We start from the raw sequence: 14774 nt of genomic DNA, 5'->3' as shown, positions 1-14774 counted from the left end.
GGATGCGCGCGGGCGCTGGCAGGCGGCCGCGCCGGTCACCGCCGCAGGATGCGGTTCAACCAGCGGCCGACGCCGGAATCTTCCGGCTCCGGCTCTTCGGCGACTGCTGCGGCGCCGCCTCGCCGCGGACGCGGCGGCAGATAGCGGTTGACTGGCGCATAGCCGAGTTCCGGCATCAGGGCCACACCGCCGCGCTCGGCGACCAGCTTCGACACGTCCGAGTCGGGATCGCCCAGGTCGCCGAAATGGCGCGCGCGCGTGGGACAGGCTTGCACGCAGGCGGGCTGCCGCTCGCTTTCGTCCAGATGTTCGTTGTAGATCCGGTCGACGCAGAGCGTGCACTTCTTCATCACGCCCTCGACCTCGCTGTATTCGCGCGCGCCGTAGGGGCAGGCCCAGCTGCACAGCTTGCAGCCGATGCACTTGTCCTCGTCCACCAGCACGATCCCGTCTTCGGCGCGCTTGTAGCTGGCGCCGGTGGGGCACACGGTGACGCAGGCCGGGGTCTCGCAGTGCAGGCACGAACGCGGGAAGTGCAGGGTGATCGCCGGCTGCGCCGGGCTTTCGGCCACTTCGTAGCTGTGTACGCGGTTGAACCACACGCCCTGCGGGTCCTTGCCGTAAGGACGTTCGTCGGTGAGCGGCCCGGCGATGCCGCCGGCGTTCCATTCCTTGCAGCTGGTGGCGCAGGCATGGCAACCGACGCAGGTGTCCAGGTCGATCACGAGGCCGAGCTTCTTCGTCGATGGCGGCGGCAGGGCGGTCATCGCGAGGGCTTTCCCTTCTTCAGCAGCCACACCCCTACGGCCAGCAGTGCCAGACCGACCGCAACCAGCGGCAAGTGCGCCATCAGTGCAGGCGAAGCCGGCGCGGATACGCCGGACGCGCCGCCGAGTGCGAACAGCACGATCAACGCCAGCGCGGCCACGATGCAGGCCCAGCCGGCCAGGATGCGCAGTACGTTCATGGGCCGGTCCTGTTGCGGCGGCGCAAGCTGGCGCCGTAGCGCAGCGGTCGGTCATCTGCCGGATGCGCGTGCAGCGGCGCGAACTGCGGCTGCGACACCTCGGACTGCGCTGGCGCCTTGCCGATCGCCACGCGCAGGTCGAACCACGCGGCCTGTCCGGTGACCGGATCGGCGTTGGCGTAATCGCCGCGCGGAGTGAGGTCGGAAATCAGATGGTTGAGCAGGAAGCCCTGCGCCGCTTCCGGTGCATCCTTGGCCAGCTTCCACGCGCCGCGCCGCTTGCCGATCGCGTTCCAGGTCCAGACCGTGCCCGGCTGCACATTGGATGCGAACTTCGCCTGCACCGTTATGCTGCCGTGGTGCGATGACACCGTGATCCAGTCTTCGTCGGCGATCCCGTGCTGTTCGCCGGTGGCCGGATGCAGGTACAGATAATTGCGTGCGGCGATCTGGCGCAGCCAGGCGTTCTGCGAACCCCAGGCGTGGTACATGAACATCGGGCGCTGGGTGACCGCGTTCAGCGGGAACCGCTCGCGCGAGGTCTGGTCGTGCTCGAACGGCTCATACCAGATCGGCAGAGGATCGAAATACATCTCCACCCGTGCGCGGTGCGCCTGCGGCGGCTGGTGTTCGCCATGGCCCTGCGCGGCGAGCCGGAATTTCTGCAGGGTTTCCGAGTACAGCTGCAGCACGATCGGTTCGGTCGCGCCGACGAAGCCGAACCGCTGCGCCCATTGCAGGTAGTCGCGGTTGGCCATCTTGAAATAGCGCGCCGATTCGGGCACCGGCGCGTGCCAGAAGCCGCCGTGCTCGATATAGCGCTGCAGCTGTTCCGGATTCGGCGCGCCCTTGCCTTCCTCGTCGCCCTCGGCGCCGCGCCAGCCGGCCAGCAGGCCGACGCCGGGCGCGCGTTCGTGGCGGACGATGTAGTCGGCGTAGTCGCGGTACCGCGCCGAGCCGTCGGCGTGCACCATGCCAGGCAGGCCCAGGCGTGCGCCCAGGTCGAGCAGCACCGACTGGAAGCCGCGCACGTCGCGCGGGCGCCCCTGGTCGTCGGGCTGCGTGGCCGGTTCGAACACCGGATGCCGGATTGCGTCGCTGGCGGCGTCGGCGTCGGAGATCGGCCGGTCGAGCAGGCTGATCGCGTCGAAGCGTTCGAGATAGGTCGTATCCGGCAGCACCAGGTCGGCGTAGGCGACCATCTCCGAGGCATAGGCATCGGAATAGATGATGTGCGGGATCCGGTAGTCGCCGGCTTCGTCCTTGTCGGTCAGCCAGTGCATGGTCTGACGCGTGTTCATGGCCGAGTTCCAGCTCATGTTGGCCATGAACATCAGCAACGTGTCGATCCTGTACGGATCGCCCGCGTGCGCGTTGCGGATCACCGTGTGCAGCATGCCGTGCGCGGAGAGCGGATACGCCCATGAGAAGGCGTGGTCGATACGGCGCGGCTGGCCATCGGCATCGACGACGAGATCTTCGGGTCCGTGCACGAAGCCGAGTGGCGGTGCGTCCAGGGTGCCGTCGTCCCGGCGCGTCCGGCCCGGCCGGTTGGGCGGTGGGATCGGCTTGGGATACGGCGGCTGGAAACGGAACGAGCCAGGCGCATCCACCGCGCCCAGCAACAGCTGCAGCAGATGCAGTGCACGGCAGGTGTGGAAGCCATTGCTGTGCGCGCTGATCCCGCGCATGGCGTGCATCGACACCGGGCGGCCGACCATCTGCGCATGCTCGCGGCCCCAGGCATCGGTCCAGGCGATGGGCAGCGAGAGATTCGATTCGAAGGCAGCTTCAGCGAGTTCTCGTGCGATCCGCCGGATCGTGTGGGCCGGGATGCCGCAACGCTCGCTGACCGCGTCGGGCGAATACTGCGGATCGAGATAGCGCTCTGCGACGAGCTGGAACACCGGCACGGCGCGATGCCCGTCGGGCAGGGTGTATTCGCCGACGATCGCCGGCGAGATGCCGATGGCATCGGCGCGTGCGGGGCGCGCGTCGTCGCGATCCCAGCACAGCACATCGCCCCCTTCGTTGCGCGCGAACAGCCCATCGTCCGCGCCGCCCGGATTGCGGACCACGAGCCAATGCGCGTTCGCGTAGCGCACCAGGAAGTCCAGGTCGATGCGATCCGATCGCAGCAGTTCATGGATCAGCGCGAACGCGAACAACCCGTCGGTGCCCGGACGGATGCCGATCCATTCGTCGGCGATCGCGCCGTAGCCGGTGCGCACCGGGTTGACCGCGATGATCTTCGCGCCACGCCCCTTGAGCTTGCCCAGGCCGAGCTTGATCGGATTCGAGTCGTGGTCCTCGGCCACGCCCCAGAGCATCAGCAGCCGGGTGTGCTCCCAGTCGGGTTCGCCGAATTCCCAGAAGCTGCCGCCGAGCGTGTACAACCCGCCAGCGGCCATGTTCACCGAACAGAAGCCGCCATGCGCGGCGTAGTTGAGCGTGCCGAACTGCTGCGCCCACCAGCCGGTCAGGGCCTGCGACTGGTCGCGGCCGGTGAAGAAGGCCAGCTCGTCGGGATTGCGCTCGCGGATCGGCGCCAGCCAGGCAGTCGCGATCTGCAGCGCTTCTTCCCACTCGATTTCCCTGAACTCGCCGCTGCCGCGCTCGCCAGTGCGCAACAGTGGCTTGCTCAGCCGGGCGGGCGAATAGTGCTGCATGATCCCGCTCGCGCCCTTGGCGCACAGCACGCCCTTGTTGACCGGGTGTGCGGGATTGCCCTGGATATAGCGGATCTGCCCGTCCTGCAGCCACACCTTGATGCCGCAGCGGCATGCGCACATGTAGCAGGTCGTGGTCTTGACCTCGTCGCCGGGCGAAGGCGACAGATTGAGGATGGGCTGCCTCATGCGCACCTGCCGGCGCGCGCACACACGCAGGTCGTGGTCTTGACCTCGTCGCCGGGCGAGGGCGACAGATTGAGCTGCGGTTTGCGCATGGCGCACATTGTGCCGCATGCGTCCCCGGCGGGAGCGACCTTGTGGGAGCGGCCAAGGCCGCTCCCACAGGTTCCCGAATGATTACTGCGGCGGGTCGATCATGATCGCCGGGTCGTTGTAGCGGGTGTAGCGGATCGTGGTGGTGATCGGCGTACCCTGGTAATCGCTCTGCATCCGCGCCTGGTGGACGAGATCGTCGCTGTTGATCCAGACCGCCACGTCACTGGGCTTGGGGTCGGTCTGGTGGATCAGGTACTTGCGGGTGGGCACGCCGTCGATGGTTTCGCGGCCCTGCGCCTCCACGTCCATCGTTTCCTGGCTCTTGTGCATGATGTCCTGCCACTGGTCCATGGTCCCCGGCGGCATGGTGACCTTGCTGGTCCGGCCGTTCATGGTCATCCAGGTGTCGTTGCCGATACGCACGTTGTGCACTTCCATGCCGCGGCTCTTCATGGTGATGCGGTAGCGGTCCGGGGCGACGAAGTCCATTTCATTGGTCATCACCCCTTCCGGACCGCCCTCCATGCGCATGCTGGCGTGGTAACTGCGCACGTCGCGGAACGCCTTCATCGAGGCCAGCATCGCGTCCTTGGGCGTGGCCAGCGGGTTGAGCGCCTGCGCGGTGGCAGCCATGCCGGATTCGCGGCTTTCGCCGCTGGCTGCCGTCGCGGCCGTGCTGCCGTCCGCAACCGGTGCGGCGGGGGAGGAGGCCTTGCAGGCGCCCAGCGTGGCGATGAGGACGATCGCGCTCGTGGCGACGACATAGCGGGTCATGGACTGCTCCGGCGGGCGTGGAACGCGACGATCGCGACCACCATCTCCCTTCAAACGGCAAAGCGGCTGCCTGGCGGCCGACGCGGCATAATCCGCGCATGGACCGTTACGAACGCATCAACGCCCTGCATCGGATTCTCAAGGCCGCGCGTTATCCGGTGACGGTGCCGCGGCTGCAGGAAGACCTCGGCTGCTCGCGCGCCACCGTGTACCGCGATCTGGCCTTCCTGCGCGATGCGCTGATGGCGCCGGTGGTGGGCGATGGCGAGGCCGGTTTCCGCTACGACCAGAAGGAAGGCGATCGCTTCGAGCTGCCGGGTCTGTGGCTCAGCTCGGAGGAGCTGCATGCCCTGCTTGCGGCGCAGCAGCTGCTCGCACGGACCGGCGGTGGGGTGCTCTCGAGCGCGCTCGCCCCGTTGCAGGGGCGGGTCGAGGCGCTGCTGGCCGAACAGGCCGGAGGCAAGCGCTGGCCGGTGGAGCGGGTGCGGGTGATCCCGCACCGCACCCGCAAGCTCGACGAGCACGCCTTCCGCGCGGTGGCCAGCGCGGTGCTGGACCGCAAGCAGCTCGCGTTCGACTATCGCGCGCGCTCCACCGACGAAAAGACCAGGCGCACGGTGTCGCCGCAGCGCGTCACCCATTACCGCGACAACTGGTACCTGGACGCCTGGGACCATGAGCGCGACGCGCTGCGCAGCTTCTCGGTGGACCGCATCGCCGCGGCGCGGGTGCTCGACGCCGCCGCGCGTGACATCGACGAGGCCGAACTCAACCAGCACCTGGCCGGCAGCTACGGCATCTTTTCCGGCGAACCCAAGGGCTGGGCCACCATCGTGTTCAGCCCCAAGGCCGCGCGCTGGGTGGCCGACGAGCACTGGCATTCGCAGCAGCAGGGCCGGATGCTGTCCGATGGCCGCTACGAGCTGAAGATCCCCTACAGCGCGCCGCGCGAACTGCTGATGGATGTGCTGCATTACGGCAGCGACGCCGAGATCGTCGAGCCGCCCTCGCTGCGCGAACAGGCCAAGTCTCTGCTGGCGCTCGCGCTGTCCAACTACGACCGCTGATGGCGGCCGAAGCCCCGAAGATCGCGCAGGGCGAAAAGGTCGCGCTCGCGCTCGGCGCCGGCGGCGCGCGCGGCCTGGCCCAGATCGGGGTGATCGAAGCCCTGCAGGCGCGCGGGCTGCGGATCAGCACGGTCGCCGGCTCCTCCAGCGGCGCGCTGGTCGGCGGCATCTTCGCCGCAGGCAAGCTGTCCGAATTCCGCGAGCAGCTCGAGCGCATGAGCCGCGCCGACTTCCTGCGCCTGCTCGCCGATCCTGCGCTGGGGCAAGGCGGGTTGTTCCATGGCCAGCGCCTGGTGCGGGCGATGCGCGATGTGGTGGGCGATCCCGATATCGAGACGCTGCCGATTCCGTTCGTCGCCGTGGCGGTCGACCTGCTGCGCCAGCGCGAGGTCTGGCTGCGCACCGGGCCATTGTGGCAGGCGATCCGGGCCTCGTTCGCCATCCCCGGCTTGTTCACTCCGGCCGAAGTGCACGGACGCGAACTGGTGGACGGCGGCCTGCTGGCGCCGTTGCCCATTGCGGCGACGCGCCTGTCGGACGCGCACCGGCTGATCGCGGTGGACATGCATGGCTGGCCGGCGCATCCGCCCGGATCTCCCGCGCCCGAGGGCGAGGCGGAAAACGGCGACCCCGGGCGCAACCGGTTCACCCGCTGGGTCGAGCGCCAGCTCGACCAGCGCCTGCGCGAAGACGACGAGGCCATCAGCCTCACCGAGATCATGGCCCGCTCGCTCGACACCATGCAGGCCCAGATCTCGCGCGTGCAGCTGGCGCTGGACCCACCCGAACTGGTGATCCGGATTCCGCGCGACGCCTGCCTGTTCTACGAATTCTGGCGCGCACGCGAAGTCATCGCCATCGGCCGCGCCGAGGCGGACAAGGCGTTGGACGCGGCGGGTTATTGAAGCCTGCGGGAGCGATCGTAGGAGCGACGTCAGTCGCGAGCCTTCCGCCAATAGCCGCCCGAAGGCCGTGGAGCGTCTCATGCGCGCTACCCGCTATTCGGTGGCGCGCAAGATCCAAATGTTCCAACCCAATCCATCTCCAAGCCGCTGCGCCGGCCTGGAAGCCGTCGCCGGCGGATACACGCCCGCGGCGCGGCTATTCGTTCTTCGGAATGTCGTAGCCGCGACGGCCGACTTCCTCGGCCGTATGCGGGACGCGCCAGACCTTGTCGGTATCGATCCCATGCGCCTGCATACGCTTGCGCAGCGCCAGGTACTGGGCGTCGTCCATGGTCGGCTTGCGCGAGAAGATCCACGCCAGGTCGCGTCCGGGCGAATCGATCAGCGCCCACGAACCGTCCGGCGCGACCTCCAGGATCCTTTGCCGGGTCGGCACGATCTTGAAGAAGCGCATCCGCCACTCGCGGTTGCCGGTGCCGGGCAGCACGGAGGCCACGATGTCCAGCATCTTCTCCGGCTCCCGCGGTCCGGTGCGATACACGTAATGCACCGCGATCTTGCCGTCGGGCTGCAACGTGTATACGTCGCGACTGGCCATGTGGCCGCGTTCGAGCGCGTTGGGAATGCGCGCCATCACGTACCAGGTGCCCATGAACCGCGGCAGATCCACATAGGCCAGCGGCTCGGTATGCCGCTCGGGCGTACTGCCGCAGCCCGCCATCAGCAGACCCAGCAGCATGGCGGCGAACAGCAGGAGCAATCGGGGGCGTCGGGTCATGGAGACGGGGTGCCTGGATCGGGAAACCGGGTGGATCGGCGATGCATAGCCTAAGTCGCAAGCTGTGAGATGGGGGTGCAGGAGTCTGAACGGCATCGCCAACCGAAGGATCTTCGCCATGTCCAGTGTCCTCGCCATGACACCCGCGGTGCGCCGTCCGCTGTTCCATTCGCCCGACCCCCGGCTCCGGGCTGCGGTGTTGCGGACGCTGTGGCTGGGCGCCACGCTCGTGCTGTTGTTCCCCGCGGCGCGCGGACACAACGCATGGCTGGGCTGGATGCCGTTATGGCTGCTGGGCATGCCGTTGAGCGCGCTCTGGGCATTGCATCGCTTCCGGATTCCGCATTGGCCGGCATCGGCCGCCGCGCGCCGGCAGCCGCGGCGCCGGCGGGGTGGCCAGGCGCGCCGGCGTCCGCTGCGTCCCGGTGCGCGGCGTTCGGTACGCGCGGCCTGAGCGTCGCTTCGGCAAGGGCCGGAACGTGACCTTGGGCAGGCCAATGCGTGCGGACGCCTGTGCTAGCGTTGCCCGCCCTTGAACCGGAGCTCCGCCGCATGTCCAAGCTTGCCCATGCCTGCCATGCCGTAGGGATCGCGGCGGGACTCGCCGCCGCCGGTGCGCATGCCCAAGCCCCCGCCAGCGACGACCCCTATGCCTGGCTGGAGGACGTCAGCGGCGACAAGGCCCTGGACTGGGTCCGCGCGCAGAACGCCAAGGCCGAAGCCGAGCTGGCCAGCACGCCGCAGTTCAAGCAGCTCGAGGCGGACATCCTCGCGATCCTGGACTCCGACGCCAAGATTCCCGGCGTGGAAAAGATCGGCGATTACTACTACAACTTCTGGAAGGACAAGCACCACCAGCGCGGCCTGTGGCGCCGCACCACGCTGGAGGAGTACCGCAAGGACAAGCCTGCCTGGGAAACCGTCATCGATCTGGACGCGTTGAACGAAGCCGAGCAGATTCCCGACGGCAAGAAATGGGTCTGGCACGGCGCCGATTGCCTCAAGCCCGATTACAAGCGCTGTCTGATCGCGCTGTCGCCTGGCGGCTCGGATGCCGACGTCACCCGCGAATTCGACCTCGAGACCAAGCAGTGGGTGAGCGACGGCTTCTTCCGCCCCGAAGCCAAGGGCGGCCTCGGCTGGATCGATGCCGACACGGTCTACGTCTATACCGATTTCGGCCCGGGTTCGATGACCTCATCGGGCTATCCGCGCATCGTCAAGCAGTGGAAGCGCGGGACCCCGCTGGAATCGGCCACCCTGGTGTACGAAGGCGGGCCGGGCGACATGTACATCGCCGCGCTGCGCGACCACACGCCGGGCTTCCAGCGCGATCTCGTCAGCCGCACCATCGCCTTCTACAACGACGAGCTGTACCTGCGCCGCGGCGACGGCACGCTGGCGAAGATCGAGGCGCCCAACTCGGCAAACAAGTCGGTGCATCGCGAATGGCTGACCCTGGAACTGCGCGAACCCTGGGAAGTCGGCGGCAGGACCTACCAGGCAGGCTCGCTGCTTGCGACTAGATTCGACGACTTCATGGCCGGCAAGCGCGAGTTCGAGGTGCTGTTCGAACCCACCGCCAACAGTTCGCTCGCCGGTTTCGACTGGACCCGGTCGCATCTGGTGCTGAACGTGCTTCAGGACGTCAAGAACCAGCTGAGCGTGGTCACGCCGGGAGAGGGCGGCTGGACGCGCACCGGCTTCGTCGGCGCACCGGGCATCGGCACGCTGGCGGTGTCGGCGGTGGATCCGGACGAGAGCGAGGCGGTCTGGCTCACGGCCACCGATTTCCTCACCCCCACTACGCTGTCGCTGGCGCAGGTCGGTGCAGCGCCGGAGAAACTCAAGTCCAACCCGGTGTTCTTCGATGGTTCGAAGCACACGATGGAGCAGCATTTCGCCACCTCGAAGGATGGCACCCGGGTCCCGTACTTCCTGGTGCGTCCGCGCGACCTCGCTCTGGACGGCACCGCGCCGACCCTGCTGTACGGCTATGGCGGCTTCGAGATCTCGATGACGCCGTCCTACTCGGGTGGCGTCGGCAAAGGCTGGCTGGAGCAGGGCGGCGTGTTCGCGCTGGCCAATATCCGCGGCGGCGGCGAATACGGCCCGCGCTGGCACCAGGCCGCGCTCAAGGCCAACCGGCACAAGGCTTACGAGGACTTCGCGGCCGTGGCGCAGGACCTGGTGGATCGCAAGATCACCTCGCCCGCGCACCTGGGCACCCAGGGCGGCAGCAACGGCGGCCTGCTGATGGGCAATATGCTCACCCAGTATCCGGACCAGTTCGGCGCGATCGTGGTCCAGGTGCCGCTGCTGGACATGAAGCGTTACAACCAACTGCTCGCGGGCGCTTCATGGATGGCCGAGTACGGCGATCCGGACAAGCCGGAGGAGTGGGCCTTCATCCAGAAGTTCTCGCCCTACCACCTGTTCGATCCTGCAAAGGATTACCCGCCGGTGCTGTTCACCACCTCCACCCTGGACGACCGCGTCCATCCCGGCCATGCGCGCAAGATGATGGCGAAGATGGCGGCGGCGCAGAAGGACGTGCGCTACTACGAGAACATCGAAGGTGGGCATGGCGGCGCCGCCGACAACAAGCAGGCCGCGCACATGCAGGCACTCGCCTATACCTTCCTCTGGCAACAGCTCGGCGAATGACCGCCGGCGGAGCCGGGTCGTCGCCCCACGCAAGCTGCGTGCCGGCGTCTTGATGACCGTCTCAATAAACAGAAAATCCCGGCCTGCGCCGGGATGACGGAACAAGGATCCGGCGAATGCCGTTGCGATCCCCACCCACGGACCCCATCCATGAAGCCGACTCACTTCTTCCTCGCACTAGGCCTGATGACCACGACCACGCACGCCGCCGCACCGATACCGCCCACCCCGCCTGACGCGGTCAAACAGCCGCACGTGGTCAAGGCTCCGTTCGGCGCCGAGCGCCAGGACGAGTACTACTGGCTGCGCGACGACAAGCGCGAAAACAAGCAGATGCTCGCCTACCTGCAGGCCGAAAACGCGTATACCGATACGGTGATGGCGCCGCTCAAGCCGGTGGAAGAGCGGCTGTACCAGGAGATCGTCGGCCGGATCAAGCAGGACGACAGCTCGGTGCCCTACCGCGAACGCGGTTGGTGGTACTACAGCCGCTTCGAGACCGGGCAGGACTATCCGGTGCACGCGCGGCGCAAGGACGGCCCGGGCGTGGACGCGGCATCGATCCAGCAGGCCAACGCCGCCGGCGACTTCGATGGCGAAGAAGTGCTGCTCGACGTCAATGCCATGGCGAAAGGCAAGGACTACTACCAGGTCGGCGACTACGAGGTCACCCAGGACAACACCATCCTGGCCTATGCCGACGACACCAACGGCCGCCGTCAGTACACGATCCGCTTCAAGAACCTGGCCACCGGCGAGACCTATCCCGAGCAGATCACCGGCGTGTCCGCCAACCTGGTCTGGGCGGACGACAACCGCACCCTGTTCTACGTCGAGAATGATCCCGAGACCCTGCTTACCAAGCGGGTGAAGAAGCATGTGCTGGGCACGCCCGTCGCCCAGGACGCGCTGGTGTACGAAGAACCCGACGACAGCTTCTACATGGGGATCGACCGCAGCCGCGACGACAAGTACATCTGCATCGGCGTGGAAAGCACGGTCTCGAGCGAGCAGCGCTGCGCGCCGGCCGCCGACCCGGCGCAGTTCGTGGTGCTCGCGCCGCGCCAGCGCGACGTGGAATACCAGGCCGAGCACCTCGGCGATCGCTGGGTGATCCGGACCAACGCCGACGGTGCGAAGAACTTCAAGATCGTCACCGCGCCGAGCGACTCCACCTCGCGCAAGGACTGGAAGGACTGGGTGCCGCACCGCGACGACGTCTACATCGAAGGTTTCGAGCTGTTCGACGGCTTCACCGCCGTGGCCGAGCGTTCCGACGGGCTCGAGCGCGTGCGCATCCTCAAGGCCAAGGGCGAGGAGGAATACGTCAAGGCCGACGAGCCGGCGTATTCGATGGGCCTGGACGTCAATTCCGAGCCCGACAGCGACTGGCTGCGCTACAGCTACACCTCGCTGACCACGCCGGCCACCACCTACGAACTCAACGTCAGCACGGGAGAACGCCGGCTGCTCAAGCGCCAGCCCGTGCTCGGCGGCTACGATCCCGCCCGCTATGTCACCGAGCGGGTGTGGGTGCCGGCGCGCGATGGCACCCAGATCCCGGTGTCGCTGGTCTACAAGAAGGGTTTCGAGAAGAACGGCAAGGCGGCGATGCTGCAGTACGGCTACGGCAGCTACGGTGCATCGATGGACCCGGGCTTCAGCGTCACCAACGTGAGCCTGCTCGATCGCGGCATGGTCTACGCGCTCGCCCATATCCGCGGCGGCCAGGAAATGGGTCGCAAGTGGTACGACGACGGCAAGCTGCTGAACAAGAAGAATACCTTCACCGACTTCATCGATGTCACCGAGTATCTGGTGCGGCAGGGCTACGCGGCGCCCGATCGCGTCGCCGCGCTCGGCGGCAGCGCGGGCGGGCTGCTGATGGGCGCGATCGCCAACATGGCGCCGGACAAGTACCGCGTGATCCTGTCGCAGGTGCCGTTCGTGGACGTGGTCACAACCATGCTCGATCCGAGCATCCCGCTGACCACCAACGAATACGACGAATGGGGCAACCCGGAGCAGAAGGAGTACTACGACTACATGCTCTCGTATTCGCCCTACGACAACCTCAAGGCCCAGGATTATCCGGCCATGTTCGTCGGCACCGGCCTGTGGGATTCGCAAGTGCAGTATTTCGAGCCGGCCAAATACGTCGCACGCCTGCGCGACCTCGACACCGGCAGCCAGCCGGTCGTGTTCCGGATCAACATGGAAGCCGGCCACGGCGGCAAGTCCGGTCGCTTCCGCAGGTATCGCGAAACGGCGGAAATGTACGCGTTCATGCTCGACCAGCTGGGAGTGGCCGAACCGGCGCCGTAAATGCGCATCGCTGCGCGATCGGGTGCCCGCGACCTCTCGTGCCGCGGTGGCGCTCCTACAATCGGGCCATGACGCGTTGGGTGTGGTGGCTGCTGGCCTACGCCAGCCTCGGGGTCGGTATCGTCGGCATCTTCTTGCCGGTGCTGCCGACCACGGTGTTCGTGCTTCTGGCAGCCTACGCCGCCGCGCGTGGCTCCAGGCGCCTGCATCGCTGGCTGCTGCGGCACCGGACCTTCGGTCCGGCGATCCGCGACTGGCAACGGCATGGGGCGGTGAGCCGGCGTGCCAAGTGGTCGGCGACGCTGGCGATGCTGGGAAGCGCGTTGATCCTGCTCGCGATCATGACCCGCTTCCCCGCGCATCGCTGGTGGATGACCGTGCTGCCGATCGCCTGCATGGCGATCGTCGGTTTCTGGCTGTGGCGCCGGCCAGAACCGGCCCAGCAGCCACCCTCCTAGCGTTCCGCGTTACCATGCGGACATGAACACGATCATGCGTTTACTGCTGTGCGCCGCGTTGCTGGCGGGTTTGTCGGCCTGCGGCAACAAGGGCCCGCTGGTGCAGGCCGATGCCCCCGAAGCGCAGGAATCCGACACCGCGCCGACCACGGAAACGCCGACCACGACCGAGTCAGCCACCCCCGTGGATCCGGCAACCGAGCCGACGGTGGAGGAGGACGAACCCGCGCCGGCCGATCCGGTCGAACCGCCGCCGCCCGCGGACGATGGCACACCCTGATCCCCGGCGCCTGCGCTTCACCAAGATGCATGGTGCGGGCAACGACTTCGTCGTGCTCGACCTGCGCAGCGGCGCCCCGGATCCTTCGCCCGAATTGTGCCGCGCGCTTGCCGACCGCCACACGGGCGTGGGCTGCGACCAGATCCTGACCATCGAGGCTGCGCGCAGCAGTGCGGCGGTCGCGGCTTACGGCATCTGGAATGCGGACGGCTCGACCTCGCGCCAATGCGGCAACGGCGCGCGCTGCGTGGCCGCCTGGCTGGCGCGCGATGGCGCCGCGCCGGGCGAGCGCTTCGTGCTCGATAGTCCTGCCGGCAGTCATGCCGTGCAGGCCCTGGGTGCAGGCCGCTACCGGATCGCAATGGGCGTGCCGCAGTTCGCGCCGCAGGCCGTGCCGTTGCGCGGTTTCGCCGAAGCGCAGGACGAGTATGCGCTGGAGGTCCACGGCGAGCCGCTGCATTTCGGCGCGGTGTCGATGGGCAATCCGCACGCAGTGATCGAGGTGCTCGATGTGGACGCCGCGCAAGTGGCACGTATCGGCGCGTTACTGCAGGCCGACCCGGCGTTCCCGCAGTCGGTCAACGTCGGCTTTGCACAACCGGTTGCGCGCGATCGCATCCGCCTGCGCGTCTACGAGCGCGGGGTGGGCGAGACCCAGGCCTGCGGCAGCGGCGCCTGCGCGGCAGCGGCGGTGCTGATGCGGCGCGGTCGCCTCGATCGCGAGGCCGTCGTATCGTTGCCGGGCGGCGAGCTTGACATCACCTGGCCCGACGACACGTCGCCGATCCTGATGGGCGGCCCTGCTGCATTCGTTTTCGACGGGGAATGGCTGCAATGATCGATTCAACCGAGAAGCTCGGCGCGCACGAGGTGGCTGCCTTCCTGCGCAGGCACCCGGAATTCCTGCGCCAGTTCCCGGACCTGGCCGTCAGCCTGGTGGTCCCGCGCGACGCAGGCCCGGCCGCGTCGCTGGCCAGCTACCAGCTGGAAGTCCTGCGCGACAAGAATCGTGAGCTCAACCGCCGCCTGCAGGAGCTGTTCGGCAATGCCCAGGTCAACGAACGTCTGGCCGTGCGCACCCACCAGCTCACGCTCGCGTTGCTGAAGCAGAACAGCGCCGCCGACACCCTGCGCGCGATGGCCGCCGCGCTGGCCGAGGATTTCCAGGGGGATCTGGTGCGGATCGTGTCGTTCCGCCCGGTCGTCGGTCTTGACGACGCCGGCTGGCTGCAGGTGATCGACCAGGGCGACAAGCATGTCGATCCGTTCCGCGACTGCCTGGCCGATGGCGAACCGCTATGCGGCCGTCTGCAACCGGACAAGCACGCGCTGCTGTACGGCGCGCGCGCCGACGAGGTGCAGTCCAGCGCGTTGCTGCCGATGCCGGGCCAGGGGCTGATCGCCGTCGGCAGCCTCGATCCGAATCGGTTCTATCCCGGCATGGGCACCCTGTTCCTGCGGATGATGGCCGAGTCGCTGGCCACCGCGCTGCGCCGCTTCGATGGGTGACATCGAAGCACTTGTGGGAGCGGGGGGGGGGGGGGGGGGGGGGGGCCCCCCCCCCGGGGGGGGGGGGAAAAAAAAACGGCGCGCCCCCCCCCCCCA

14 protein-coding genes are annotated in these 14774 nt (G+C 67.7%); 9 read left to right on the top strand and 5 right to left on the bottom strand.

Going from position 1 to position 14774, the window contains the following annotated elements; translation table 11 throughout:
* Nucleotides 1-35: 35 nt before the first annotated feature.
* From MC380_RS06345 to MC380_RS06330, 4 genes are all read right to left on the bottom strand, one after another.
* Complete coding sequence (locus MC380_RS06345; protein ID WP_277929291.1) at nt 36-767, bottom strand: 4Fe-4S dicluster domain-containing protein; 732 nt, start codon at nt 765-767, stop codon at nt 36-38.
* Complete coding sequence (locus MC380_RS06340) at nt 764-967, bottom strand: hypothetical protein (protein ID WP_242102430.1); 204 nt, start codon at nt 965-967, stop codon at nt 764-766. The genes MC380_RS06345 and MC380_RS06340 overlap by 4 nt, the downstream gene beginning before the upstream one ends.
* A complete protein-coding gene (locus tag MC380_RS06335; RefSeq protein ID WP_242163716.1) occupies nt 964-3825 on the bottom strand; it encodes a molybdopterin oxidoreductase family protein in 2862 nt (953 codons plus the stop codon). The genes MC380_RS06340 and MC380_RS06335 overlap by 4 nt, the downstream gene beginning before the upstream one ends.
* Before the next feature lie 171 nt (nt 3826-3996).
* The gene (locus MC380_RS06330) at nt 3997-4689 is read right to left on the bottom strand and encodes a hypothetical protein (protein ID WP_242163714.1); all 693 of its coding nucleotides are present in this window, start codon (nt 4687-4689) and stop codon (nt 3997-3999) included.
* 98 nt (nt 4690-4787) lie between these two features.
* On the opposite strand from MC380_RS06330, the gene MC380_RS06325 reads away from it, so the two are divergent.
* Both MC380_RS06325 and MC380_RS06320 read left to right on the top strand, forming a co-directional pair.
* Complete coding sequence (locus tag MC380_RS06325) at nt 4788-5756, top strand: YafY family protein (RefSeq protein WP_242102433.1); 969 nt, start codon at nt 4788-4790, stop codon at nt 5754-5756.
* On the top strand, nt 5756-6661 hold the full coding sequence (locus MC380_RS06320) for a patatin-like phospholipase family protein (protein ID WP_242163712.1): 906 nt from the start codon (nt 5756-5758) through the stop codon (nt 6659-6661). Before MC380_RS06325 ends, MC380_RS06320 begins: the two co-directional genes overlap by 1 nt.
* Before the next feature lie 196 nt (nt 6662-6857).
* On the opposite strand, the gene MC380_RS06315 is transcribed toward MC380_RS06320, so the two are convergent.
* A complete protein-coding gene (locus MC380_RS06315; protein WP_242163710.1) occupies nt 6858-7439 on the bottom strand; it encodes a lipocalin family protein in 582 nt (193 codons plus the stop codon).
* 118 nt (nt 7440-7557) lie between these two features.
* On the opposite strand from MC380_RS06315, the gene MC380_RS06310 reads away from it, so the two are divergent.
* The 7 genes from MC380_RS06310 to MC380_RS06280 all read left to right on the top strand — a co-directional run bounded on the left by MC380_RS06310 (nt 7558) and on the right by MC380_RS06280 (nt 14678).
* Nucleotides 7558-7893: a hypothetical protein gene (locus tag MC380_RS06310; protein WP_242102436.1), complete on the top strand. Its 336-nt coding sequence runs from the start codon at nt 7558-7560 to the stop codon at nt 7891-7893.
* Nucleotides 7894-7991: 98 nt separating this feature from the next.
* Nucleotides 7992-10106 carry a prolyl oligopeptidase family serine peptidase gene (locus MC380_RS06305; protein WP_242163708.1) on the top strand — a complete coding sequence of 705 codons (2115 nt, stop codon included), beginning with the start codon at nt 7992-7994 and terminating at the stop codon, nt 10104-10106.
* Between the two features lie 186 nt (nt 10107-10292).
* On the top strand, nt 10293-12431 hold the full coding sequence (locus MC380_RS06300; RefSeq protein ID WP_242163871.1) for a S9 family peptidase: 2139 nt from the start codon (nt 10293-10295) through the stop codon (nt 12429-12431).
* A 68-nt stretch (nt 12432-12499) separates the two neighbouring features.
* Nucleotides 12500-12889, top strand: a complete 390-nt coding sequence (locus MC380_RS06295) for a YbaN family protein (protein WP_242163705.1) — start codon at nt 12500-12502, stop codon at nt 12887-12889.
* Nucleotides 12890-12911: 22 nt separating this feature from the next.
* On the top strand, nt 12912-13169 hold the full coding sequence (locus MC380_RS06290) for a lipoprotein (RefSeq protein WP_242102440.1): 258 nt from the start codon (nt 12912-12914) through the stop codon (nt 13167-13169).
* Nucleotides 13156-14007 (top strand): diaminopimelate epimerase, encoded by an 852-nt coding sequence (dapF, locus tag MC380_RS06285; RefSeq protein ID WP_242102441.1) that lies wholly within the window; start codon nt 13156-13158, stop codon nt 14005-14007. The genes MC380_RS06290 and dapF overlap by 14 nt, the downstream gene beginning before the upstream one ends.
* Nucleotides 14004-14678, top strand: a complete 675-nt coding sequence (locus MC380_RS06280; protein WP_242163703.1) for a DUF484 family protein — start codon at nt 14004-14006, stop codon at nt 14676-14678. The genes dapF and MC380_RS06280 overlap by 4 nt, the downstream gene beginning before the upstream one ends.
* Nucleotides 14679-14774: the final 96 nt, after the last annotated feature.

Origin of the sequence: Lysobacter sp. M15 (assembly GCF_022662515.1) — a bacterium.
In the GTDB taxonomy this organism is placed as follows: domain Bacteria; phylum Pseudomonadota; class Gammaproteobacteria; order Xanthomonadales; family Xanthomonadaceae; genus JAKPBU01.
Note: the sequence above shows the minus strand (reverse complement) of the source record. Positions and strands in the feature narration are given on the sequence as shown.